Origin of the sequence: Paractinoplanes aksuensis (genome assembly GCF_024137025.1) — a bacterium.
GTDB lineage: Bacteria > Actinomycetota > Actinomycetes > Mycobacteriales > Micromonosporaceae > Actinoplanes > Actinoplanes aksuensis.
Window position 1 is genome coordinate 86,335 of sequence record NZ_JAMYJR010000028.1, and the last position, 23,931, is coordinate 110,265.

The following is a 23,931-nucleotide window of genomic DNA, read 5'->3' on the forward strand; positions in this document are numbered from 1 at the left end:
GGCCTCCGGGGTCTCACGCGGCCATCACGACGCCGCGCAACTGGGCGCGGCGGGAGATGCCCAGCTTCGGAAAGATCTTGTAGAGGTGGAAGCTGACGGTGCGCGGGGCGATGCTGATCCGGGTCGCGATGTCGCGGTTGGACAGCCCGTCCGCGGCCAACCGCGCGATCATCTGTTGCTGCGGCGTCAGTTCGGCGAAAGTCGGCTCGCCGGTGCCGGCCGCACGGACGCCGGCCGCGCGCAGCTTCTCCCGTACGCCCGCGGCCTCGTGCTCGGCGCCGACGCGGACGAAAATGTCGAGGGCCGAGACCAGTAACGGCCGGGCCGGGGCCGACTGCCGTTCCGCCCGCAACCGATCGGCGTAGGCGGCCTGGGCGGTGGCGTACTCGTGCGGCCAGCGGTCGGCCGCGTCCGGGTGGGCCAGCAGGGCCGACAGACGGCGGCGGGCCGCGTCCTCGTCGGGATGCAGCAGGGCCGCGGCGACCCGCCAGGACCATTCGCGTCGCCCGGTCGGCCGCGCGGCGCGGGCGCGGGCCGTCCGCACCATCCGGTCGACCTCGGCCCGGCGGCCCGAGGCCAGGGCGGCGGCGGCCAGCTCGACGACCGAGCGCTGCGACATCAGGAAGTGCACGGGGGTGCCGTCCGCTTCGAACATCTGCCGGAAGGCGGTGCAGGCCGCGTCGTGGTCGCCGCTCGCCGCGGCGAGTTGCCCGATCGCCCGTTGCCGCAGGTAACGCACCAGCCGGCCGGCGGGCGGGCCGGCCGCCCGGTCCCGGTCGAGCCGGGCCGCCGCCTCGTCCAGCTCGCCCCGGCGGATCAGCACCGTGGCCTGCTGAGCGGCCAGGGCGTGACGGATCACGGCCGAGCGGTTGCCGCCGACGAACTCGGTCGCGTCCCGCAGCACCGCCGCCGCCTCGTCGAGCTGACCACCCTCCAGCAGCACCTCGGTGAACACCACCGTGGCCAGGGCCGAGCCGCCGTACGACTGTTCTTCCCGCGCCCGGTCCAGTGCTCGGCGGTAGTAGTCGGCGGCGATCTCGGTCTCGTCGACGACCCACGCGATGCCGGCCACCGACATGAGCCGGGACCGCTCGGTGTGATCGCTCGCCGGCCGCATCAGCGGTGAGCCGGGCAGGGAGCCGTACCGACCGGTCCAGCCGGCCGGGTCAGCGACGGCGTGGGCCAGCGCTACGCCGAGTCCCGGCGGGGTCGACCGGTTGATCAGCTTGCGCAAGGTGGCCACATCGGCCGGGTGCCCGTCGCTCAGGACAGTGCGGGCGGCCAGCGACAGCAGACGCGCGACCAGGTCAGGGTCGGGCAGCGGTTCGGTCAGCAGCCGGTTCAGCGGTCCGAGCACCGTGCGGCCCGGCCGGAACATCGCCGTGTTGCCGAGCGCGGCGGCGGTGGTGGCCCGCACGACCGGATCGCTGGTCCGGCTCAGCATCCGGCGCCACAGGTCGAGCGTCCAGCCGATGTCGCCGCTGCGGTCGGCCTCGGCCGCGGCCCGGCCGTAGAACCGGGCCGCCTCGCGGTCGTCGGGGCTGCACTCGGCGGCCCGCTCGAACATGGCCGCCGCGTCCCACCCCTGACCCCGGCTCGCGGAGGCCTCCGCGGCCCGTTCGTACGCGGCCGGCGCGCCGTCGTCGGTCGGCCGCACCAGCTGGGCGACGTGCCAGGCACGCCCCGGCGCATCCGCCGGCAGCGCCCGGACCAGGGCGGAATGCGCGTCGCGGCGGTCCTCGGAGGTGGCCGTGAAGTAGTACCCGACCCGGGTCAGCGGATGCCGGAAGGTCAATCGGCCCGCCGCCACCGTGACGAGACCGGCCACCTCGGCCGCCCGGCAGTCCCGCCGGTCGGCGCCCGCCGCGTCGAGCAGAAGACCGAGATCGTCCTGTTCGCCGGCGGCCGCGACGAGCAGGAGACGGTGGGCGGCGGCCGGCAGGTCGGCCGGCGGGCGGAAGTCGTCGCCGAAGCCCGCAGCCCTTCGGGCCAGCGCGGACAACACCTCGGGGTTGCCCCGGGCCAGCCGCAGGATCTCGGCCCGGACCCGGCCGACCGGCGGATGCGGCACGCCGTCGAGCAGTCCCGCCGCCGCGGTGACCGACAGCGGCGGGACGGGACACACCACGATCTGGTCGTCCGGCCGGCCGATCACCTCGGCGCTGCGCGACGTCATCAGCACGACCAGCCGCCGTCCGGGCAGCCGGCGCGTGACGAAGGCCAGCGTCTCGCGGTCGTCGGGGGTGATGTCGTCCAGGGCGATCAGCACCGGTCCTGGGCGGCACAACTGCTCGACGACGCCGAGCGCCGCCATGCGCCGGGCCACCGGACCGGGCGCCCGCAGCCGGGCCTCGTCGACCGGGCGCCCCGCCGCCTCGAACAACGAGGTCAGCAGGGTTGGTCCGGGGGCGGGCGGCACGTCGACCACCCGGAAGCCCTCGGTCCGAGCCAGCGCGACGCCGTGCCGCAACAGCGCCGTCTTGCCGATGCCCGCGTCGCCGACCAGGGCCAGCGTTCGCGGCCCGCCGGCGCTACCGGAAAGTGCGTCGCGGATCGAACGCTCCTCCGCGGCCCGCCCCAGCAACGCCGGGCCATCCGTCGAATTCGTCATGCCCGTCACCTCCGTCCGCCGCCATCATCGGCACGGAGGTGACGGGACCGGCATAAGTGCGATGACGTAAGCAGCAGCGACGTACGCCACTACTCGGTGACGAGGGCGCTCCGGAGCTGGTTGCGGTTGCTGATGCCCAGCTTGGGAAAAACCTTGTAGAGGTGGGTCGCGATCGTCCGGTGCGAGAGGTAGAGCTGGTCGGCGATCTCCTTGTTGGTCAGGCCCTCGGCCGCGAGCTCGACGATGCGCAGCTCCTGCGGGGTGAGCTGGGCCGATGCGGGACCGGCGGGCCGGGATGCCGCGGGCGCCACGCCGGCCGCGCGCAGCTCGATCGTGGCCCGCTCGGCCCAGGGGAGCGCGCCCGCGGTCTCGAACGCCCGCAGGGCCGCGCCGAGGTGCTCGCGGGCGTCGACGATGCGCTTGCGGCGGCGCAGCCAGGACCCGTACGCGAGCCGGGTGCGCGCCACCTCCAGCCGTCCCGGATTGCCGGCGCTCCCGGCCAGCGCGGCCTCGTAGTGCTCCTCGGCCTCCGGGCCCGGCTCGACCTGGGCCAGGCCGCGACGCACCAGATTGTCGAGGTAGGGGCGGGCGAACGCCTCGGCCTGCCGCGCCGCCGCCTCGAGCAGCGGCAGCACCTGGGACCCGCGCTCGGTGCGTACGGCCGCCTCGGTCAGATCGGCCAGCGACCAGAGCCCGGTGGTGGCGCTGGCCTGCGCGGCGCTCAGCGCGGTCCAGGCCTGTTCGTACCGGTGCTCGTTGAGCGCGACCAGCCCGGCGGCCCAGCTCGACCGGGCCCGGATGAAGGTGACGTCGAGCCCTTCGGCGTGCTCCAGCGCCGCCCGGGCCCGGTCGTTGTCGCCCTGCCAGGCGTACGCCCGGGCCGCGATGGTCCCGGCGTCGGCCGTGGTCACCCGCAGCCCCAGGTCGGTGCTGAGCCGCAGCGCCATCTCGGCGTCCGACAAGCCGTCGCGCAGCCGGCCGAGCCCGACCCGGACCAGGGCCCGCTGGCGCAGGATCCAGGCCTCGTCGCCGGGCGCCCCGGCCCGGTGGAAGTGGTCCACGCCCAGGTCCCAGCAGTCGAGCGCGGCCGGGAGGTCGTGCAGCGCCTCGGCCAGCAGCCCGGCCCCGATGATCATCTGCGAGCGGCTCGGGGACCGGCTCGCCGACAGGAACTCACGGACGCGGCGGGCCAGGTCCGGCAGCTGTTCGCGGGCCCGGGCGGCGTACCGGGCCGGGTCGATCAGCACGTGCCCGACCAGCGCGTGCAGGCTGCCCGTGCCGCCGTCGGCGTCGGCCAGGGCCCGGTCGAGCCGCTCGCGCAGGTCGCCCGGCAGCATGTGGATCGCGTGGGCGGTGGCCGCCGTGGCCAGCACCCGCAGCCGCTGGGTGCGGTGGGCGTCCCCGTCCGGGCCGGCCATCCGGTCGACCAGGTCGAGCAGCTCGTCGGTGGTGTGGCCCGGCACCGCGGCGCTGGCCCCGAGCGCGACCTCGGTGAGGATCAACTGAGCGAGTACGTCCGGGTCGTCAGCCAGTGGCCAGGCCGTCCGGACCAGGAGGACGCTGTCGGCGACCTCGCCGGCCTGCCGGGCGATCTCGGCCCCGGCGGCCAGGCGGCGGGCCCGGTCGGTCACCGAGGCCGACAACGCGGCCGACCGGCGCAGGGCCGCGACCGCCTCGATCAGGGCGCTGCGGTCCCGGGCCCGGTTCGCGCTCGCCTCGAGGGCGGCGGCCACCTCGTCGTTGTAATCGGGCGTGGCCGCGGCCGCATGCCACGCGGCGCGGTCGGGGTCGGTCGCCGCGGCGGCCAGCGTGCGGTGCGCGGCCATGCGGTCGGCGAACGAGGCGGCGCCGTAGACGGCCGAGCGGACCAGCGGATGCCGGAGCAGGATCCGGTCGCCGGTGACGGTGGCCAGCCCGGCCTGCTCGATCGGCCCGAGGTCGCCGAGGTTGAGCCCGGCCCCGGACGCGGCGGCCAGCAGATGGCGCAGGGACGACTCGGGCGCCGCGGCGATCAGCAGCAGCATCCGGCGGCTGGACGCGGGCAGGTCGGCCGCCCCGGCCAGGAACGCCTGCTCCAGACGCCGGGTCATCGGCAGCCAGTGCTCGCCGTCGGGCCGGGTCCCGGTCGCCAGGGCCTGGGGCAGTTCGTGCAGCGCCAGCGGGTTGCCGACCGCCTCGGCCAGCACCAGCGCACGGGTGGCCGCGTCGAGGACCGGATGCTGGTCGCGCAGCACCCGTTCGGACTCGTCCGGGGTCAGCGACCCGAGGGCGAGCACCGGGATCGACGGGAAGACCTCGAAGCCGGGCCGCACGGTCGCGATCAGCAGGATCCGGGCCTGGGTGAGACGGCGGGCCGCGAAGGCCAGGGCCTGGGCGCTCGACGCGTCGAGCCACTGGGCGTCCTCGACGACGACCAGCGTGGGCTGCTCGGACGCGTACTCCTCGAGCAGCCCGAGCGTGGCCAGCCCGGTCATCAGCCGGCTCGGCGTGGGTCCGTCGGCCTGGCCGAGCGCCACCTCCAGCGCCTGCCGCTGCTTCGCGGGCAAGGTGTCCAGCCGGTCGAGCACGGGGTGCAGCAGCTCGTGCAGGCCGGCGAAGCCCGACGTCGTCTCGCTGTGCACGCCGGTGCAGCGCAGCTCCCGGAAGCCGCGCCCGCCGGCCAGAGCGGCCACCGCGTCGACGAACGTGCTCTTGCCGATGCCGGCCTCGCCCTCGACGACAATGGCCCGGCCGCCCGGACCGACCTCGCCGAGCAGCTCACCCAACCGGGAAAGTTCCTGCTCACGGCCGATGAACGAGGGGGTCGGAGCCGGCACGGATCGGAGTGTACGGCGATCTTGGGAGCGCGACCGCGGGACGAGCGCCAGTCATGCGACTTATGCCCTTCCGGCCGTTCAGTGCTGCACTCCCGCCGCAGCGAACCCGTCGATTGACTTATGGCCCCGGGCCGGAACCGCCGGACGATCGGATCGTGACCTCACCGCGCATTCCGCTCAACACTTTCGCCATCGGGTTCGGCCTGGCCGGACTGGCCGAGGCGTGGAGCGCGGCGGCGCCCACCCTCGCCCTGCCGGGCTGGTTGCCCCAGGTGTTCTGGTCGATCGCCGCCGTGGCCTGGCTGTGGCTGCTGACCGCGCACCTGGTCCGCGGCCTCCGCGCGACCCAGCGCCTGCGCGATCAACTGCGCCACCCCGCTCAGGGCCCGCTGGCCGCGCTGGTGCCGGTGATCGCCCTGCTGTTGGGGGCCGACCTGAGCCGGTACGCCTTCACCGCCGGCCGCATCGTCGTGGTGGTCGCGCTCGTCGCCGCCGCGCTGTTCGCGGGGTGGCTGATCGGCACCTGGTTGCAGGGCGACCTGGAACTGGAAGCCGTGCACGGGGGCTACCTGTTGCCGACCGTGGCCGCCGGGCTGGTCGGGGCCGACGCCGCGGCCGCCGTCGACCTGCGGCTGGTCGGCTGGGCCGCGTTCGGGGTCGGCGTCTTCTTCTGGGTCATGATGACCACGCTGATCGTGCTGCGGATCATCGTCCGGCCCGCGCTGCCCGACGCGCTGACGCCGACCCTGGCCATCCTGCTGGCGCCGCCCCCGGTGGCCGGGCTGGCCTGGTTCGCCCTGGCCGGGCCGTCGGCCGGGGCCGCCCCGGCCGCGCTGGCCGGGCTCGGCGTGGTGCTCGCCCTGACCCAGGTGGCGCTGCTGCCGCGCTACCGGCGGCTGACGTTCTCGCTGGGCTTCTGGTCGTTCACCTTCCCGGCGGCGGCCGCGGCCGCCTTCACCTTCGAGTGGCTCGAGATCGAGACTGCTCCCGGCCGTCAGGCGATCACTGCCGTACTGCTGATCGCGCTGACGGCCTTCGTCGGTGTTCTCGCTGTCCGCTCGATCCAAGCCCGAACCACCGCCTTGCGTACGCTGACCGCAGCCAACGAGAAGGACGCCGTCCCGGTCGTCGTGCGCTGACCGCCGTACGCGACGCCCCGTCGAACAGTGCCGCCCCACCGCGCTGAACCTGTGCGCGGCACCGACGAGTCCGGTGCCCACGACGGCTACAAGGAGCGGCTGGTCGCGGCCACGGCGACGGCTACCGTCCGGACCTCGTTTGTTCGGTCCAGAAATGCCGGACTTCAACCCTATGCGAGTGTTGCGCAACCGCGCGGCCGCGGAGCCGGAGCCGGAGCCGAACGGCCCGTGATCGGGCGGACCGAGTTGGGCGGTCAGAAGGTCGAGATCCCGCGCTTCTCGAATTTCGTGCCGATGCGCGCGACCACCGGTGATCCGGACGAGATGCCGTTGCTGGCCGGTCAGGGGATCGGTCTGGTCGACAGGGTGACGAGCGCAGCCTCGGTGATCGACGCGATCACGGCGCAGGCGGTGGCGATGCTGGGCCGCTACCGGCCCTGAGTCCGCGGCGCAACGAGAAGGCCGCGCCGGCCAGAGCCAGGGCCGCGGTGGCCGTCGCGCACCACATGATCGCGGGCAGGGTGGGCGGTACCAGCCACTCGGTCGAGACCACGAGCACCGCGGTGGCCGCCCACAGCGGCGCCGAGGGCCAGCGTCCACCCGCCGCCACCTGGGCGTTGACCAGCACGAAGACCAGAGCGTAGAGGGCGCCGGTGGTGGCGAAGACCGGCGCGTACCGGCCCAGTTCGGTGTAGTCGGCCCCGCCGGCCAGCCGGAACGCGAGCCCGCCGGCGAGCGCGGACGCCGCGACCAGCACCGCGCCGCAGCCGGTGACCAGCCCGACGGCGATCAGCAGGGCGCGGCGGCTGCCCTGGGCCAGCTTGGGCAGGGCCAGCACGGTGACCACCTGCGGGGCCCACATCGCGCCCTTGGTCAGCACTGTTCCGACCGCGTAGGCGCCGGACGCGTCGGCCGGGAGCACGTGCCGGGCCAGGATCACATCGGCGTACGAGACGACGAGAATGGCCAGTGTCGCCGAGCCCGCGGTGAACACCTGCCGGGCCGTAATACTGTGCCCGCCGCCGGCCTCGCCCGGGGTGCGGGCCAGTACGGCCAGCGCCGGCGGCACGAGCAGGGCCAGGGCGGTTCCCAGCAGCAGCGAGCCGGTCAGCCCGAGGCCGAGCAGCAGACCCGCGACCAGCCCGGCGTAACGGCCCGCGGCCAGCAGCGACATGCCCATGGCGAGCCGCAGGAAGCGCTCGTCCCCCTGCAGTTCGCCCAGCCGCCGCCCGCTCAGGACGATGGCGAAGGTGTAGACGGCGAGCAAGGGAGTGAGCACGGGCGGCAGGTCGAGCAGCGGACCGGCCACCGGTGCGAGCACCAGCACCGCGCCGCCGCAGACGAGCGCGGTGACCACGGCGACGCGCCCGGCGGTGGCCCCCGGGTGACGGGCCCGGCGTACGGCCATCGCGATCTGCAGCCCGGTGCCGGGCACCGAGGCGATGGCGACGATGGCCAGGACGGTGGCCAGCGCGCCGAGGTCGCCCGCGCTGAGCCGGCGGGCGCCGAGCACCGGTACGACGTACCCGAAGGCGTTGGTGATCGCGCCGGCGACCGTGACGGCGACGCCGGAGAGGCCGATGGCGCGGCGCGACCGGGTCGTCAGAGCCGGCCCTCCGCGACCGCTCGGGTGATCCACGGGATCACCTCGTCGAGCATGTCGTCGAGCGTGGTGGCGGCGGTGAAGCCGAGCACGTCGCGGGCCTTGGTCACGTCGGGGACGCGCATCGCCACATCGTGCGCGAACGGCTCGTCGCTGACGTGACGGAAGGGCACGTCCGGTCCGTTGACCTTGCGCCAGATCAGCTCGGCCAGCTCGAGCACGGTCGTGGACTGCGCGGTGGAGAGGTTGAAGTCCTCGTTGGTGGCGGCCTCGTGCTCCATCGCGGTGACGATGCCGCGGGCCAGGTCGCCGCCGTACGTGTAGTGCCGCACCTGCTCGCCGCTGCCCAGCACGTGCAACGGATCCTGCCCCTTGAGCACTTTTTGTACGAGGTCGGGGACGACGTGCGACATGGCCAGCTTCACGTTGCCCGAGAGCACCTCGGCGTTGCCCAGGGCCCGGCCCTCGCCGACGCCGACGCAGTTGAACGGGCGGACGATCGTGTACGGCAGCCGGTACTGGTCCCAGGCCGCCCGTGCGTAGTACTCCACGGCCAGCTTCTGGAAGCCGTACGACGAGCGCGGCGGCGGCACGACCTTCTCGTCGCCCTCCTTGCTCGGCCAGTGGTCGGTCGACTCGTACACCATGGACGACGAGATGTACGTGACCTTCTTGAGCCGGCCGTCGCGGTGGGCGGCGATCGCGGCGTCGCACGACGAGGCCATGATCCGCTCGTTGGTGGCCAGCAGGTCATAGGCGTACGCGTGGAAGTAGGAGATGCCGCCGATCATCGCGGCGCCCGCGATGAAGTGGTCGCACCCGTCGAGCAGCTCGCCGACCAGCCGCGGGTCGCGGGCGTCGCCCTCGGTGAAGTGGAAGTTCGGGTGGTCGTCGTAGGCGTGCGCGACCTTGCCGTACTTGGAGTAGTCGTCGAGGCCCACCACCTCGTGCCCGTGGCCGAGCAACTCCTCGACCAGGTACCCGCCGATGAATCCGGCCGAGCCGGTCACCAAGACCTTCGTCACTGCGGCGTGCCTTCCCTGTCGCGATCAACCGAAGATGGTTTCCGGGCGGCCCAGCGTACGGCCAGCACGTCCGCGGCGAGCCGGGGCCCGAACGCGAAGAAGTACCAGCGCAGGTAGCTCGGCATGAACCGGCCCAGGTCGAAGTTGGACTGGCCGAGCTGCCGGTCGAGCCAGATCGTCGGGATCTCGGCCACCGGCCGGCGCAGCCGGGTCGCCTTGGCGGTCAGCTCGATGCCGATCTCGAACCCCGTGTTCGATTCGATGCCCACTTCCCGTACGAAGGAAGTGTCGTACGCCTTGAAGCTGTTGGTCGCGTCCCGGGTGCCGACCCGGGCGAACCACCACAGCGTGCGCCCGGCCCAGCGCGAGGCCATCCGCTTGAACCGCGGCCCGCCCACCTGCTGCCCGCCCGGCATGTAGCGCGACGCCGCGGCCACCACCACGCCCCGGTCGACCAGCCGGGCCAGGTCGTCGATCTGCCGCGGGTCGTCGCAGCCGTCGGCCATCGTCACCACGGCGACCGGGGCCGCGGCGGCGTCGATGCCGAACCGGATCGCGTTGGCCGGCCCCCGCCCGTACGTGTTGAGGACCGGCCGGACCCGAGGATCGTGCTCCGCCAGTTCGAGGGCGTACGGCACCGTCGTGTCCTCGGGCATGTCGTGCACCACGAGGATCTCGGCCGGCAGCATGACCTCGCGCAGGATGCGTTCGAGGTGCCGGACGACGTCGGACCCCTCGTTGTAGACCGGGATCACCACCGAGACGCGGGGCCTCACACCAGCACGCCCGTTCCGGTCAGGCCCCACATGTCGATCAGCGGCTTGTCCGTGTCGAGATCGGCGTACTGCGGATGAGGCGACGCGATGATCAGCAGGTCGGCCCTTCTCAGCACCTCGTCGAGCGGCAGGAAGCGATCGTCGGGCACGAACGGATCCGTGCACAGCGTCTCGCGAGCCTTGAGCGTCAGGATCTTGCGCAGCTTGTAGGCCAGGCTGTCGCGCGAGTCGTCGCTGCCACCCTTGAACGCCATGCCCAGGATGCCGACGGTGAGCTCGCTCAGGTCGAACCTGTCCTCCAGCCGCGACACCAGATAGAGGGGGAGGCCCTCGTTGATCAGCATCGCCGAGTGGCCCAGCACGAAGTTGTTCCGGTTGAACGCGGCCAGCTGCATCGTGTCCTTGAGCAGGCACGGGCCGGCCGCGAAGCCGGGCATCGGCAGGTCGTCGGCCCGCGGGTAGTCGAACGTGACCGCGTGCCGGATCCGGGCGAAGTCGAGCCCGAAGTCGTTGGCCATCATCCAGAACTGGTTGGCCGCCGCGAACTTCAGGTAGCGCCAGGTGTTGGTGAACAGCTTGGCCAGCTCGGCCTCCTCGGGCTCGAGCCGCACGATCGAGTCGGTGAGGTGGCGGAACAGCTTCTCGGCCCGGTCCAGGGCCTGCGGCGTACGGGCGGCGACGATCTGCGGCAGCGCGAAGAGCTCGGTCATCGCCTTGCCCTCGGCGATCCGTTCCGGGCAGAAGGCCACGTCGACGTCGAGGCCGCGCCCGCTCAGCAGCCGCTCGGTCAGCGCGGTGACCCCGGGGTAGACCGTGCTGCGCAGCACGATGAGCTGGCCGTCGCGCAGGTGCTCGGCCCCGCGCTCGATGGCCCGCGGCACCGCGCCCAGGTCGGGGTTGAGGTGCTCGTCGACCGGGGTGCCGACGACCACGATCAGCGCGTCGGCCAGGCCGACGCTCGCGGGATCGGTCGTGGCCCGCAGCCGCCCGGCCGTGACGGCCTCGGCGAGGAGCTCGGCGGCACCGTGTTCGGCGAAGGGCATCACTGCCGCGTTGACGGTATCGACCGCCGTCGCATCGATGTCGTAGAGCACGACGGAGAGGCCACGGGAGGCCAGCGCGATGCCCAAGGGCAGGCCGACCCGGCCGCAACCACCCACCACGCAGACGTCCACACGACCCTCCGTTCGTCTTTGGAACGTGGAGGTTACTCGCGAGTCAACTTCGGGTCTACCCATGCGCGATCTAGGCACTATGGTTCGTCACCATGGCCGGCACGCTGACCACCCGACTGAGCTCGCGCATCGCCGCGGCCCTCCCGCCGAACGCCGTCGCGGCGGCGGTTCGTTTCGCCTATCCCCGGGTCGAGCCCGAACTCGCCCGGCTCGCCTCCTACGCCCCGAGAGGCGGCACCGCCGTCGATGTCGGCGCCTGGTACGGGCCGTGGACGCGCGGCCTGCGCGCGATCGCCGACCGGGTCGTCGCGATCGAGCCGACGGCCGAACTGGCCCGGTGCGTGTCCGGCGCGTTCCCGGACGTGCGCGTGGTCGAGGCGGTGGCGTCCGACCACGCCGGCACGGCCGAGCTCTACCTGCCCTCGGGCGGGCCCGGCACCGGCACCTCGTCGCTGGAGCAGGCGACCGGCCGCGCGGTCACGGTCGAGCGGATCACGCTCGACGCGCTGGGGCTGACCGACGTCCGGTTCCTGAAGATCGACGTCGAGGGGCACGAGATGCCCGCCCTGCGCGGGGCCGAGCAGACGCTGCGCCGCGACCGGCCGCTGCTGATCGTCGAGCTCGAGGAGCGGATCCAGCCCGTCGAGCCGGTGCTCGAGCTGCTCGGCGGGTGGGGCTACCAGCCGTACGTGATGCCGTCCGGCCGCTGGATCCCGTTGTCCGAGTTCGATCTGATCGGCCACCAGCGCGCGGCCCTGGCCCGGGTCGAGCAGAGCTTCGCCCGGCGGGTCGTCTGGCCGCACCCGCGCTACGTCAACATGGTCCTGTTCCGGCCGGAGCGGCGGTCGTGAGCGCGGCGACGGCGCCCGCGGTCCGGACGGCCCGGATCGATCCGGTCGACGCGGTCGCCGGCGTGCTCATCCTGCTCAGTGTGCTCTGGCGGGCCGTGGTCGCGCGGCGGGGCTTCCTGGCCATCGACGACTTCCCGATCGTGTCCCAGGCCGACGCGTACGGGTGGGACCTCGAGCATCTCTTCGGGCTCTACAACAACCACTTCATGCCGCTGGGCCGGATCACCAGCCTGATCGTCGAGCGCTTCGCCGGGTACGACTACACCCCGCTGCTCGTGCTCATGCTGCTGGCCCAGGCCGCCGTCGGGGTGGCGTTCTACCGGTTGCTGAAGCTGATGCTGCCGGCCGGGTGGGCGTTGCTGCTGCCGCTCTGCCTGCTGGTCTTCAACCCGCTGACCCTCGAGATCACGGCCTGGTGGGCGGTCGGGGTCAACCTGCTGCCGATGCAGTTCGCGATGATCATGGCCGTCGGAGCGATGGTCAAATACTTGCGTACGGGCGACCGCCACCACCTGATCTCGCTGGCCGCGGCGGTGCTGGTCGGCCTGCTGTTCTTCGAGAAGGTGCTGTTCGCGGTCCCGCTCGTCTTCCTGGTCGCGCTCTGCCTGTACGCGCCCGGCGGCCCGGTGCGCGCGGTGGTCACCACGGTCCGGCGCTGGTGGCCGGCCTGGGCCCTGCTGACCGTGATCGTGCTCGTCTACCTCGGCGCCTACCTGGCCCGGTCGACCGCGTCCACGGTGCGCGAGCCGTCGTCGGCGGGCGAGGTCGGCACGTTCTTCGGCCAGTACTTCGGCGAGACCCTGGCCCCCGGCCTGATCGGCGGCCCGTGGAGCTGGCTGGCGGCCGGCGACGGCACCGCGGTGGTGGCCCCGACCGACGCGGCCCGGTGGATCTCCTGGATCCTGCTCGCCGCGCTGGTCACGGGCACGATCTGGTGGCGACGGTGGGTGGCCGTGCGGGCCTGGACCCTGCTGCTGATCTTCGCCCTGCTGGCCGGCGGCCTGATCGCCGCGACCCGGCTCGGCTCGGCCCTGAGCGGGGTGGCCGGCCTGGTGCCGCGCTACCTGGGCGACGTCATGCCGGTCGCGGCCCTCTGCGTCGGCATCGCAATCTGCGGCCTGCGCAAACTGGACGACACGGCCGACGCGGCGAACCCACCGGCCGCCTCTCCCAGCGCAACCACCGCGCCCCGCCGGCCGGGCGCGATCACCGCGTCCCGCCTCTCGGTCGCCACAGTCGCGGCGGCGGCCCTCTTCGTCGCCAGCAGCGCCTGGAGCAGCGTCGACTTCTCGAGCGACTGGTCCGGGAAGGCCGGCCGCGACTACCTGCGGACCGCACAGGCCGACCTGGCCGTGGCCGGAGCGGGCACGGTCTTCATGGACCAGCCGGTGCCCGAAGAGGTGGTGCCGAGCATGTCGAGCCCGTGGAACATGCAATCCCGGTTCTTCGGCCCCGTCGAGAACGGACCGACGTTCGTCACCGAGGCCCAGCGGCTGTCCATTTTTGACCAGTCGGGCCACGTCCGCCCGGCCTGGGTCGACGGGGTCAGGGCCGAGCCCGGCCCGGTCAAGGGCTGCGGCTACCAGGTCACCCGCGGGCGTACGGTGACGATCCCCCTCGAATCGGCCGTGGTCGACTACTGGCAGGTGCTGCGAATCGGCTACCTCAGCGACAAGGACACTACGGCGACGGTGCAGTCGGGCGACCGCCCGGCCCGCTCGTTCGCGGTCCGCCGCGGCCTCAACGCCATGTTCATCCTGATGCTGGCCGGCGGCGACAAGGTGACCCTGAAAGCCGACGACCCGGCCGCCAACATCTGCACGGACGAGATCGAGATCGGGCCCCTCGTGCCCCAACCGGCCGGATGAAAGCGCCGACCGCAGCCGGCCGGGCCACTCGCGTCTCAGCCGGCCGGATGAGAACGCCGGCCGCGGCCGGGGGGATCACGCTGGTCGCGGCCGGCCGGGTCGCGCGCGCTCCAGCCGGCCGGATGAAGACGCGGGCCGAATGAATGCGCGGGCCGCCGGCCGGGGGAGAGCGCTGCGTGGCGCCGCTGGTCGGGTGAAGGCGGCAGGCGGTGCCTTCGCCGGGCCGACGATGGCTTTGCACGGTGTCGCCGCCCTGGTCACCGCAGTTGTGCTGGCGCCTCTCGTGCGGCCGGGCTACGTGTTGCGCTACGACATGGTGTTCGTGCCGCGGCAGCCGCTGAACTGGGAGATGCTCGCGCCCGCGGACTCGCTGCCGCGCGCGGTGCCGCTCGACGCGCTGGTCTCGGTGGCCAACCTGGCCGTCCCCGGCTGGCTGCTACAGCGGATCGCCCTGGTGGCAGTCGTCTACCTGGCCGCGCTGGGCGCCGCCCGCCTGATGCCGGCCGAGCGCCTCGGCCCCCGGGTGGTCGCGGCCCTGGCCTACGCGTGGACTCCTTTCCTGGCCGAGCGCCTGCTGCTCGGCCAGTGGGCCCTGCTGCTCACCTACGCGACCCTGCCCTGGCTGGTCCTGGCCGCCCGCGACCTGCGCGCCGGTGGCCGGGACCGCGCGTCCGGTGTCGCCGTCCCGCCTAATGCCATCACCCGCGACGCCGACGACCGCAAAGCTGATGCCCCCAACCCCGAAGCCGGCGCCCGCAACGCTCACGCCCGCACGGCCGACGCCGACAACGCCGAAGCCGGCACCCGCAACGCCGAGGCCGGATACGTCGGTCGGCCGGGCCGGGGCGCGCTGGCTCGGCTGGTCCTGGCGGCCGCCCCGGCTGCCGTCACGCCCACCGGTGGCCTGATCGCGCTGGCCGCCGTTCTGGTGCTGCTGCCATTGCGCTCGCGCATGACGGCCATCGCCGTTGCCTCGGTCGTCGGGCTCAACGCGCCGTGGCTGGTCGCCGCGCTGACCGGGCCGGCCGGTGGAGTCTCCGATCCGGAGGGTGTGCCCGCGTTCGCCGCCCGGGCCGAGAACTGGGCCGGGGCGTGGTGGTCGCTGGCCGGCACCGGCGGCATCTGGAACGCCCAGACCGTCCCGGAGAGCCGGGCCTCGGTGCTGACCCCGCTGGCGACCCTGCTGGTCCTCGCGATCGCCGCCGCCGGCCTGTCCGCTCTGCGCCGCGCCCTCGGCGACCGCCTGCTGATCCTGGCCGCGGGCGGTTTCCTGCTGGCCGCGGCGGGCGCCGGCCCCGGTGAGCCGCTGCTGGAATGGATAGTCGGAAACGTCCCGGGCGGGGGACTACTGCGCGACGGGCAGAAGTTCCTCATCCCGTACGCGCTGGTCCTGGCCCTGGCTTTTGCGGCCGGAGCGGGACGGCTGGCCGGGGCGCTGGCCCGCCGCTTCGAGGCCCCCGCGGGCCGGATGCTGCTGATCGGGGCCGCGCTGCTGCCGGTCGCCCTGCTGCCCGACCTCGCGTTCGGCGCCCTCGGCGCGCTGCGACCGGTGTCGTACCCGGCGGATTGGAACGCGGTCGCGAAACAGGTCGACGCCCGGCCGGGCGAGGTGCTGTCGCTGCCGTTCGAGGGCTATCAGCGTTACCGGTGGACCGACGGCGTGGTCGTGCGCGACCCCGCCCCTCGCTACCTGGACGCCCCGGTGCTGATCAACGACGCGCTGCGGGTCGGCGCCGTGACCGTCGACGGCGAGAGCCCTCGCGCCGCCATGGTCGGCGAACATCTGGCGGCCGGAAAACCCTCGGCCGAGCTCGGCTTCCGCTGGGTGCTGGTGCGCCTGGGCAGCGGGAACGAGCCCCCGGCGGACGTCCTGACCGGACTGCGGCTCGCCTACGCGGGCCCCGGCTTGCAGCTCTGGGAGAACCCGGCGGCACCGCCCGCGGCCACCGCCGGCGCCGACCGGCGGTTGATGGCTCTGACCGCTCACGGCCTCGCCGCCGTACTCGTGATCTTCTATGCCCTCACCCTGCTGCGGGTGAAGGCTACTCCGTGGTAATGTCCGCCAACTCGTACCGGGGAAGGGAGTAAGCATGGCCAAGCTGGCAACAATTGTTGTAGCCCTGGTCGCTGGGGGTGTCCTCGGCGCCGTGGGCATCATCGCCATGATGGGCGCGGTCAACCCGTCCGCCGATCATGTCGCCCAGACGACCGAGATCGTCGATGCTTCGACGAGCGTCTACGGCACTCGCTGATTCGACTTCCCCGGCTGCGCCGCGGGAAGGTGTCCGGCGACCACCTGGGCGAAGGCCTCACCAGCCATCGCCCAGGTGAACCGGCGGGAGTACGACGCGGCCGCGCATCCCATGACCGTCCGGCGCTCGGCGTCGAGCAGCAGGTCGCGGATCGACCGGAAGAACTCGAACTCGTCCTCGACGAGCACCCCCGACTCCCCGTCGGCCATCGCGTCGACCACGCCGCCCGCGGAGCGGAACGCCACCGACGGCGTGCCCCGGGCGCCCGCCTCCACGATGGTCAGCCCCCAGCCCTCCTTGATCGAGGGCTGCAGCATCAGCCACGACCCGCAGAGCAGCTCGTGCTTGTCCTGTTCGGTGACGTACCCGGCGAACCGCACGTGCTTCTCGATGTCGAGGTCGGCCGCCAGCTGCCGCAGCGGCTCGTCCCACCAGCCCTGACCGGCCACCACCAGCTCGACGTCGGGCATCTCGGTGGCCAGCAGCGCGGTCGCCCGCATGGCCAGCTCGACCCGCTTGTGCGGAACTAGACGTCCGAGAACGATCAGGCTGGGGTGCGGCGTGCGGGGCACCGCCGGACCGGTCACGGCGGTCGTTCCGTTGTGGATGACGGTGATCCGGGCCGGGTCGACGCCCAGCGTCGCGAGCTCGCCCCGGGTCGAGTCCGAGACCGTGACGTAGCGGCACCGGCGGTAGACCCGCACGGCCAGCCACGACTCGATCCACCAGCCGATCCGGGCCATCCGCGGCCCGAACAGCACCGGCCACTGCTCCCGGTGCACGTGGTGGACCAGCGTGATCACCGGCCGCCGGGCGTAGAGCTTGCTCAGGAACGGGATGCCGTTGCCGACGTCGACGATCACGTCCGGACGGCCGAGCCGCCCCCGCGACAGTGGTCCGATTCCGAATACCCCGGCCAGGTAGATCAACGCGGCGAAGAGGTATACGGTGTGCCGGCCGCCGCGGCGGACGATCCGGAGTCCGTCCGGGTTCGTCTCCTCGGCCGGTGCGATGCCGTAGGCCTGACAGACGAGGGTCGCGCGGAAGCCCCGGGACACCATTTCGGCGGCCACCCGCTCGAGGAAGACCTCCGATCCGCCCCCCTCCGGGTGGGCGGTGTCCCTCCAGTTCAGGAACAGTACGTGGGTGCCGAAGACATCGGTCATGGTCTACTCGTTCACACCCCTACTGGCGAGTACGATTCACGATCGCGTCACATTAGGGCAGCCTGCCGACGAACCGCAATGGTTCATCGATGAAGGAGGGGAGACCGGTGGCCGAGGGGAGTCTGCGCGCCCGGCCCGAGTTCTGGCCGGTCGCCCTGCTGAGCGTCGCCCTCGTCGCCGTGCTCGGCGGCTGGAGCGCGGTCACCTATCTCGACCGCACCCGCAGCGACCCCGGCTGCGCCGAACGGATCACGACGCGGGTCGCCGTCGCGCCGAGCATCGCCACCGCGGCCCGGACCGTCGCCGAGCGGCTCGCGACCCGCGAGACCTGCCAGACCGTCGTCGTCGAGGCCCGCGAATCGGCCGACGTGCTCCGCGATCTGGCCCGGAGCACGCCCGCGCCGGCGTCAGCGCCGCCGTCCTCGGAACCGGCCGTGTCGCCTGCGCCCGACGTCTGGCTGCCCGAGTCGACTTTGTGGCTACGGCGGGCCCGCGCGGCCGGCGCGTTCCAAGTGCCGGCCGAGGGCGTCTCGGTCGCCACCACCCCCGTCGTGCTGGCCCTGACCAGCGCCTCGGCCAGCCGGCTCAGCCGCAGCGGCAACCTGAGCTGGACCAAGCTGATCGGCGCGGCCGCACCCGCGGCGCCGGTCGCCCTGCCCGACCCGGCGACCAGCCCGCTCGGTTTCGCCACGCTGGTCGGCATCCGCGGCCTGGCCGCCAAACTCCAGCCGGCCGACCCGGCGGCGGGCGCGGCCGCCATCATGCGCCGCCTGGCCCCGAACACCGTGCCGGTCAGCGGCGAGAGCGTTCCCGCCCCGGCCGGGCCGGGCGCGACGATCAGCACCGAGCAGGCCGTGCTCGGCGCCACCGGGCAGGTCGCGCTGTATCCGCCGTCGGCGCTGCCCGGCCCCGACTACCCGTACGCGGTGCTCGGCTCGGGCGAGCAGCCGGGCGCCACGGCGTACCTGCGGGCCCTGCTCACCACCGACGGCGCGCAGACCATGACCGGCGCCGGGCTGCGGACCCCGGACGGGCAGGCGCCGGCCGGCATCACGGCCGCCACCCGGATCCGTAAGGTGGTCTACCCGCCGGCCCGGCTGCCCGCCGACAGCGCGGCGACCGAACTGCTCAACGCCTGGGGAGGGGTCCACATCAGCGCGCGCATGCTGGCCGTCTTCGACATCTCCGGCTCGATGGCGGCGCAGGTCCCCGGCTCCAGCGCGACCCGGCTGTCGGCCACCGTCGAGGCGGCCCAGGGCGGGGCGAAACTGTTGCTGGGCACGACCGAGATCGGCATCTGGGAGTTCTCGACCAACCTCGAGGGCGGCCGCGACTACCGCGAGATGGTGCCGGTCGGCCCGGTCGGCTCGCGCCGTGCGCAGATCATCGAGCGGCTGGGCGAGATGCGGGTCAAGCCGAACGGCGGCACCGGGCTCTACGACACGACCCTCGCCGCGTACCGGGACGCCACCCGCAACTGGACCCCGGGCCGGATCAACATGGTCCTGATCCTCACCGACGGGCGCGACGACAACAAACGCGGCATCAAGCGCGAGGTGCTGCTGCGCGAGCTGGGCAAGCTGGTCGACCGCAAGCGCCCGGTGCCGATCCTGTTCATCGGGGTCGGCCCCGAGATCGACCCGGACGAGCTGCAGCAGATCGCCGGGGCCACCGGCGGCCAGGTCGCGCTGACCAAGGAGCCGTCGGGCATCCGCCAGATCTTCTTCACCGCGCTGGCCGAGTTCAGCTGCCTGCCGCCGAAGTGCCGCCGGTGAGCGCCGTCGCCGTCCGGCGGCGCCTGGCCGTCGGGGCCGGGGCCCTGCTGCTGATCGTGCTCGCGTTCCTGCAACGCCCGGGCCGCACCACGTTCGACACCAAGCTCGACCTGGCCGAGAACCCGATCGGCTTCATGGCCCGTTCGCTGCACCTGTGGAACCCGTGGGCCACCTCGGGCGAACTGCAGCAACAGGCGTACGGCTACCTGTTCCCGATGGGGCCGTTCTTCGCGGCCGGCGACCTGCTCGGCGTGCCGCCCTGGATCACCCAGCGCGTCTGGTGCGCGGTGCTGTTCTGCGCCGCCTACTTCGGTGTGCTGCTGCTGGCCCGGGCCCTGCGCATCGGCTCCGACCGCGGGCGCATCCTCGGCGCCCTGGCCTACGCGCTGGCCCCGCGGATGCTGACCGAGATCGGGCCGTTGTCGTCCGAGATGCTGCCGGTCGTCGTGCTCCCGTGGGTGCTGTTGCCGCTGGTTTCCGTACGCCGGATCGGGTCGGCCCGCCGCGCCGCCGCGCTCTCCGCGCTGGCCGTGGTGTTCATGGGCGGCATCAACGCCGCCGCCGTGGTGATGGCCCTGGTGCTGCCGGGCGTCTATCTGCTGACCCGGCGCTGGAACCGGGAACTGCTGGCGCTGCTCAGTTGGTGGACGCTCTTCGTCACGCTGGCCAGCCTGTGGTGGATCATCCCGCTGTTCCTGTTCGGCCAGTACAGCCTGCCGTTCCTCGACTACATCGAGTCGTCCGCGACCACCACCGCGATCACGTCGCTGTTCCAGGCCGTCCGCGGCACGAACCAGTGGAGCGGCTACATCGTCCAGGGCGAGCCGTGGTGGCCGGCGGGCTGGATGCTGGTCGACCGGCCGGTGCTGATGGCCGCCACCGCCGTGGTGGCCGCGGTCGGGCTGCTCGGCCTGACCCTGCGCGGCCTGCCCGAGCGGCGCTTCCTGGTGCTGGGCGCGCTGACCGGCCTGACCCTGCTGACCATGGGCTACGTCGGCACGATGGACAGCCCGTTCGCGCCGCTCATGCGTGACCTGCTCGACGGGCCGCTGGCCCCGCTGCGCAACGTGCACAAGTTCGAGCCGGTGCTCCGGCTGCCGATCGTGCTCGGTCTCTCGTACGCCGCGAGCCGGGCCCTGGTCGTGCCGCGCCTGCGCCTGCGTCTGCCCGCAGCGCCGGTGGTGGCCGCGCTGCTGCTGGCCGCGATCGCTCCGGCCTGGCTGTTCGTGCTGCGCCCGGGGCCGGGCTGGAGCGAGGTGCCGCGCTACTGGAGCCAGGCCACCACGTGGCTGGCCGACCAGGACGCGCAGGCCCGCACCCTGGTCGTGCCCGGCTCCGGCTTCGCCCAGCACTCCTGGGGTCGTACGGTCGACGAACCGATCCAGCCGCTGGCCGACGCGCCCTGGTCGACCCGGCATCAGATCCCGCTCGGCTCCGAGGGCAACATCCGGGTCATGGACACGGTCGAGCAGGTGCTCGCCCAGGGGCGTGGCTCCCCGGCCCTGGCCGACTTCCTGGCCCGCGCCGGCTACCGCTACCTGCTCGTCCGCAACGATCTGGACCGCTCGGCCTCGGGCGCCCCGCCCATCGCCGTGGTGCGCCGGGCCGTCACCGGCTCACCCGGCCTGAAGCCGGCGGCCACCTTCGGTCCCCAGGTCGGGGCGACGGGCGCGACCACCAGCCCGGTCGATGCCGGCCTGTCGGTGCCGGCCGTCGAGATCTTCGAGGTGGACCGTCCGGTGCCGACCGTGTCGGCCACCGCGGTCAAGGACGTGCCGACGATCAGCGGCGGCCCGGAGTCGCTGCTGCCGGCGCTCGAACAGGGCCTGATCGACGGCGCCCAGCCGGCTGTGCTGGCCGGCGACGGTTTTGGTGTCGCGGGTGCAGAAAAGCACATCGTCACCGACGGCCTGCGGCGGCGCGAGCTCAACATCGGCCGGATGCGCGACAACGTCAGCCAGACCCTGACCGCCGACGAGAAGACGCGGCAGGGCCGGGTCCGCAGCGACCTGCTGCCGTTCGACGCCGACGGCCACCAGACGGTCGCCGCCTACCAGGGCGTGCGCTCGGTGCGCGCGTCGAGCAGCGCCAGCTTCGCCGACTCGTTCGGTCCCAGCGACCCGTCCGGGCTGCCGTTCGCGGCGCTCGACGGCGACGCCTCGACCGCGTGGCGCTCCGACGCCTACCAGCGGGCCGTCGGGCAGTGGCTCGAAGTGGTGCTGGAGACGCCGCAGCGGGTGACCGAGGTGACCGTCGACTTCGCCGACGACCTGCGGATCGCGGCCCCGGTGGCGGCGGTGCGGCTGACCACCGACCAGGGAGTGGTCGACCGGGCCGTGCCGGCCGGCCCCGGACAGCACAAGCTTTCGACTCTGCCCGGCCTCACCACGACCGTACGGGTCACCGTGCTCGCCCTGCAGCCGGGCTACCAGGGCGGGGTGGCCCTGCGCGAGCTCGGCCTGCCCGGCCTGAGCGCCCAGCGGGGCCTGCGGGCGCCGGCCGACGTCCCGGCCGGCGCGGCCGCGGTGTACGCGTTCGAGCGCTCGCCCCAGCAGCGGGGCGCGTGCTACCCGGCCGGCGGCACCGTCCGCTGTGACCAGTTCCTGGCCCGCGCGGGCGAGGAGCCGCTCGGCCTCGACCGGTTCTTCACGACCGCCGCCGCCGGGACGTACGACCTGGGCCTGACCGCCCGGCCCCGGCCCGGCGGCACCCTGCCGCTGACCGGCAAGGTGTCGTCCTCGGCCTCGTCGGTGCTGACCGGCGACGCCACGGTCGGCGCGTACGCGGCGGTCGACGGCGACCCGGCGACGGCCTGGCTGGCCGAACCGACCGACGAAGCCCCGACCCTGCGGCTGTCCTGGGCCACGCCCCGCCCGATCGACCGGGTGCGGCTGGTCGTGCCGGCCACTCCCGCCGCCGCCATCCCGACCCAGGTGCTGGTGACCGCTCCGACCGGGAACGCCGTCGTCCCCGTGGACGCCGACGGCTGGGCCCGCTTCCCGAAGGTCACCACGAAGCAGCTCAGCATCGCGATCACCGGCACCCGCGGGGTCGTCGCCGACACCCGGGGCAACAGCTGGCCCGCGCCGGCCGGGGTGGCCGAGGTCGAGGTGCCCGGCCTGGCCGGTCTGCTCACCAAGGTCACCGACAGCGCGCCGCTGATCGCACGTTGCGGCACCGGGCCCAGTGTGGAGATCGACGGGGTGTCCTACCCGACCTCGGTGGCCGGGACGCTGGGCGACGTCCGGGCCGGACGCGCGCTCGCGGTGACCGTGTGCGACGACTTCGTGAGCGAGTCGGTGCAACTCGCGGCAGGGGAGCACCGCCTGCGCACAGTGCCTTCAGCGGCGTACGTCATCGAATCGGCCACCCTCGCCCGGGGCAAGCCCGCGGCGGTGACGTCACGGCCGGTCGAAGTCGCCCGCTGGAACGCCACCGACCGTGAGGTCGAGGTCGGCGACGGCGTCGAGTCGCTGCTGCTGGTGCACGAGAACTACAACGCGGGCTGGACGGCCACGCTGGACGGGCAGAAGTTGCGCGCGGTCCGGGTCGACGGCTGGCAGCAGGCGTTCGTGGTGCCGGCCGGCACCGGCGGGTCCGTGGCCCTCGAGTTCACGCCGGACCGGCCGTACCGGATCGGTCTCGCCGCCGGGGCCGCCTGCATCCTGCTCGTGCTGCTGACGGCCCTGATCCCGGTGCGCAAGCGGCGGATGCCGACCATTGAGCCGCCCCCGGCCTGGATGTTCTGCGGGGTGCCGGGCGGGGCCGGGTGGATCGTCCTGCCGCTGCTGGTGCTGATCATCGCGCTCGGCGGGGTGGCCGGGGTGGCGCTGCTGCTGGCCGCGCTGATCGTGCGTCAGCTGATCCCGCGCGCGCTGCCCGCGATCGCCTTCGTCAGCGCCGCCACCGGGCTGGCCGTCGCGGTCGGCGGGCGCCTGCTCGGGCACGGGCAGGAATGGGCGTACGGGGCCGGCGTGCAGATCGCCATGCTGGCCGCCGTGTGCGCGGTCGCCGCCACCGCCGCGCCGACCAGTCGACGGCCGTCCGCGCCGACCGCAACGAAGACCGAGAGCGACGTGGAGGAACCAGGTGGCAGTGCACGAGGCGACGCTGAGCCGGTCGATCTCGCTCTTCCAAGCGTTCCTGGTGGAGCAGAGCGATCCTGACCGGTTCTACTCCGAGCTGGCCGGCGACTCGGTGCGCCAGCTCGGGTCGTACGTCGACCTCGACGGGGCCGTGGTGCTCGACGTCGGCGGCGGGCCGGGGTACTTCGGCCAGGAGTTCGCGAAGGCCGGCGCCACCTACCACGGGCTCGACCCGGCGGTCGGCGACTTCGCGGCGTCCGGGGCCGAGGTGCGCGGCATGATCCGGGGCAGCGGCACCGCCCTGCCGATCCGGAGCGGCTCGGTCGACGTCTGCTATTCGTCCAACGTGCTCGAACACGTGCCCGACCCCGAGGCGATGCTGGCCGAGATGGTGCGGGTGACCCGGCCCGGGGGCACGGTTTTCGTCTCGTACACACCCTGGTTGTCGCCGCACGGCGGCCACGAGACCGGGCCGTGGCACCTGCTGCTCGGCGGCGAGGGCGCCCGGCGCCGCTACGTGCGCCGCCACGGCCGCCAGCCCAAGAACCGCATCGGCGAGACGCTGTTCGCGATCAGCGCCGCGCGCACCATGCGCTGGGTGCGGACCGCCCGTCGCTCGGGCGAGGTGACCGTCGTCGATGTGTTGCCGCGCTACCACCCCGGCTGGGCCTGCTGGGTGGCCCGGGTGCCGGGGCTGCGTGAGGCCCTGACGTGGAATTTCACCGTTGTGTTACGACGCCGTGCCGCAGATGAATAAATGATGCCGCTCAGGGGTCGCTTCCAGGCCTA

At 73.5% G+C, this 23,931-nt stretch carries 16 protein-coding genes; 9 read left to right on the forward strand and 7 right to left on the reverse strand.

Going from position 1 to position 23,931, the window contains the following annotated elements:
* Nucleotides 1-13: 13 nt before the first annotated feature.
* Both M1L60_RS25510 and M1L60_RS25515 read right to left on the reverse strand, forming a co-directional pair.
* Complete coding sequence (locus tag M1L60_RS25510; protein WP_253240038.1) at nucleotides 14-2,611, reverse strand: helix-turn-helix transcriptional regulator; 2,598 nt, start codon at nucleotides 2,609-2,611, stop codon at nucleotides 14-16.
* An 89-nt stretch (nucleotides 2,612-2,700) separates the two neighbouring features.
* Nucleotides 2,701-5,427 (reverse strand): ATP-binding protein, encoded by a 2,727-nt coding sequence (locus tag M1L60_RS25515; RefSeq protein ID WP_253240039.1) that lies wholly within the window; start codon nucleotides 5,425-5,427, stop codon nucleotides 2,701-2,703.
* A gap of 155 nt (nucleotides 5,428-5,582) precedes the next feature.
* Here M1L60_RS25515 and M1L60_RS25520 point away from each other — a divergent pair, with 155 nt between their 5' ends.
* The gene (locus M1L60_RS25520; protein WP_253240040.1) at nucleotides 5,583-6,566 is read left to right on the forward strand and encodes an SLAC1 family transporter; all 984 of its coding nucleotides are present in this window, start codon (nucleotides 5,583-5,585) and stop codon (nucleotides 6,564-6,566) included.
* A 51-nt stretch (nucleotides 6,567-6,617) separates the two neighbouring features.
* Nucleotides 6,618-7,007: a nitronate monooxygenase family protein gene (locus M1L60_RS25525; protein ID WP_253240041.1), complete on the forward strand. Its 390-nt coding sequence runs from the start codon at nucleotides 6,618-6,620 to the stop codon at nucleotides 7,005-7,007.
* Here M1L60_RS25525 and M1L60_RS25530 read toward each other — a convergent pair.
* The 4 genes from M1L60_RS25530 to M1L60_RS25545 are packed head-to-tail and all read right to left on the reverse strand — an operon-like array spanning nucleotide 6,964 to nucleotide 11,145.
* A complete protein-coding gene (locus M1L60_RS25530; protein WP_253240042.1) occupies nucleotides 6,964-8,205 on the reverse strand; it encodes a lipopolysaccharide biosynthesis protein in 1,242 nt (413 codons plus the stop codon). The two genes, M1L60_RS25525 and M1L60_RS25530, sit on opposite strands and share 44 nt — an antisense overlap.
* Entirely contained in the window at nucleotides 8,169-9,194 is a 1,026-nt protein-coding gene (locus M1L60_RS25535; RefSeq protein ID WP_253240043.1) for an NAD-dependent epimerase/dehydratase family protein, read from the reverse strand. Before M1L60_RS25535 ends, M1L60_RS25530 begins: the two co-directional genes overlap by 37 nt.
* A complete protein-coding gene (locus tag M1L60_RS25540) occupies nucleotides 9,191-9,970 on the reverse strand; it encodes a glycosyltransferase family 2 protein (RefSeq protein WP_253240044.1) in 780 nt (259 codons plus the stop codon). The genes M1L60_RS25535 and M1L60_RS25540 overlap by 4 nt, the downstream gene beginning before the upstream one ends.
* Nucleotides 9,967-11,145 (reverse strand): nucleotide sugar dehydrogenase, encoded by a 1,179-nt coding sequence (locus M1L60_RS25545; protein WP_253240045.1) that lies wholly within the window; start codon nucleotides 11,143-11,145, stop codon nucleotides 9,967-9,969. Before M1L60_RS25545 ends, M1L60_RS25540 begins: the two co-directional genes overlap by 4 nt.
* A gap of 92 nt (nucleotides 11,146-11,237) precedes the next feature.
* On the opposite strand from M1L60_RS25545, the gene M1L60_RS25550 reads away from it, so the two are divergent.
* The 4 genes from M1L60_RS25550 to M1L60_RS25565 all read left to right on the forward strand — a co-directional run bounded on the left by M1L60_RS25550 (nucleotide 11,238) and on the right by M1L60_RS25565 (nucleotide 16,116).
* Complete coding sequence (locus M1L60_RS25550) at nucleotides 11,238-11,996, forward strand: FkbM family methyltransferase (protein ID WP_253240046.1); 759 nt, start codon at nucleotides 11,238-11,240, stop codon at nucleotides 11,994-11,996.
* Nucleotides 11,993-13,864, forward strand: a complete 1,872-nt coding sequence (locus M1L60_RS25555; RefSeq protein ID WP_253240047.1) for a hypothetical protein — start codon at nucleotides 11,993-11,995, stop codon at nucleotides 13,862-13,864. Before M1L60_RS25550 ends, M1L60_RS25555 begins: the two co-directional genes overlap by 4 nt.
* 139 nt (nucleotides 13,865-14,003) lie before the next feature.
* A complete protein-coding gene (locus tag M1L60_RS25560) occupies nucleotides 14,004-15,920 on the forward strand; it encodes an MmpA family trehalose lipid delivery protein (RefSeq protein WP_253240048.1) in 1,917 nt (638 codons plus the stop codon).
* Nucleotides 15,921-15,954: 34 nt separating this feature from the next.
* Nucleotides 15,955-16,116 carry a hypothetical protein gene (locus M1L60_RS25565; RefSeq protein ID WP_253240049.1) on the forward strand — a complete coding sequence of 54 codons (162 nt, stop codon included), beginning with the start codon at nucleotides 15,955-15,957 and terminating at the stop codon, nucleotides 16,114-16,116.
* Here M1L60_RS25565 and M1L60_RS25570 read toward each other — a convergent pair.
* Nucleotides 16,101-17,282, reverse strand: coding sequence for a glycosyltransferase family 4 protein (locus tag M1L60_RS25570; RefSeq protein WP_253240050.1), 1,182 nt, complete (start codon nucleotides 17,280-17,282; stop codon nucleotides 16,101-16,103). The genes M1L60_RS25565 and M1L60_RS25570 overlap by 16 nt on opposite strands.
* An 89-nt stretch (nucleotides 17,283-17,371) precedes the next feature.
* Here M1L60_RS25570 and M1L60_RS25575 point away from each other — a divergent pair, with 89 nt between their 5' ends.
* From M1L60_RS25575 to M1L60_RS25585, 3 genes are read left to right on the forward strand one after another with little or no spacing between them, the layout of a single operon-like run.
* Nucleotides 17,372-19,057: a substrate-binding domain-containing protein gene (locus tag M1L60_RS25575; RefSeq protein ID WP_253240051.1), complete on the forward strand. Its 1,686-nt coding sequence runs from the start codon at nucleotides 17,372-17,374 to the stop codon at nucleotides 19,055-19,057.
* The gene (locus M1L60_RS25580; protein WP_253240052.1) at nucleotides 19,054-23,223 is read left to right on the forward strand and encodes an alpha-(1->3)-arabinofuranosyltransferase; all 4,170 of its coding nucleotides are present in this window, start codon (nucleotides 19,054-19,056) and stop codon (nucleotides 23,221-23,223) included. The genes M1L60_RS25575 and M1L60_RS25580 overlap by 4 nt, the downstream gene beginning before the upstream one ends.
* Complete coding sequence (locus M1L60_RS25585) at nucleotides 23,147-23,899, forward strand: class I SAM-dependent methyltransferase (RefSeq protein ID WP_253240053.1); 753 nt, start codon at nucleotides 23,147-23,149, stop codon at nucleotides 23,897-23,899. Before M1L60_RS25580 ends, M1L60_RS25585 begins: the two co-directional genes overlap by 77 nt.
* Nucleotides 23,900-23,931: the final 32 nt, after the last annotated feature.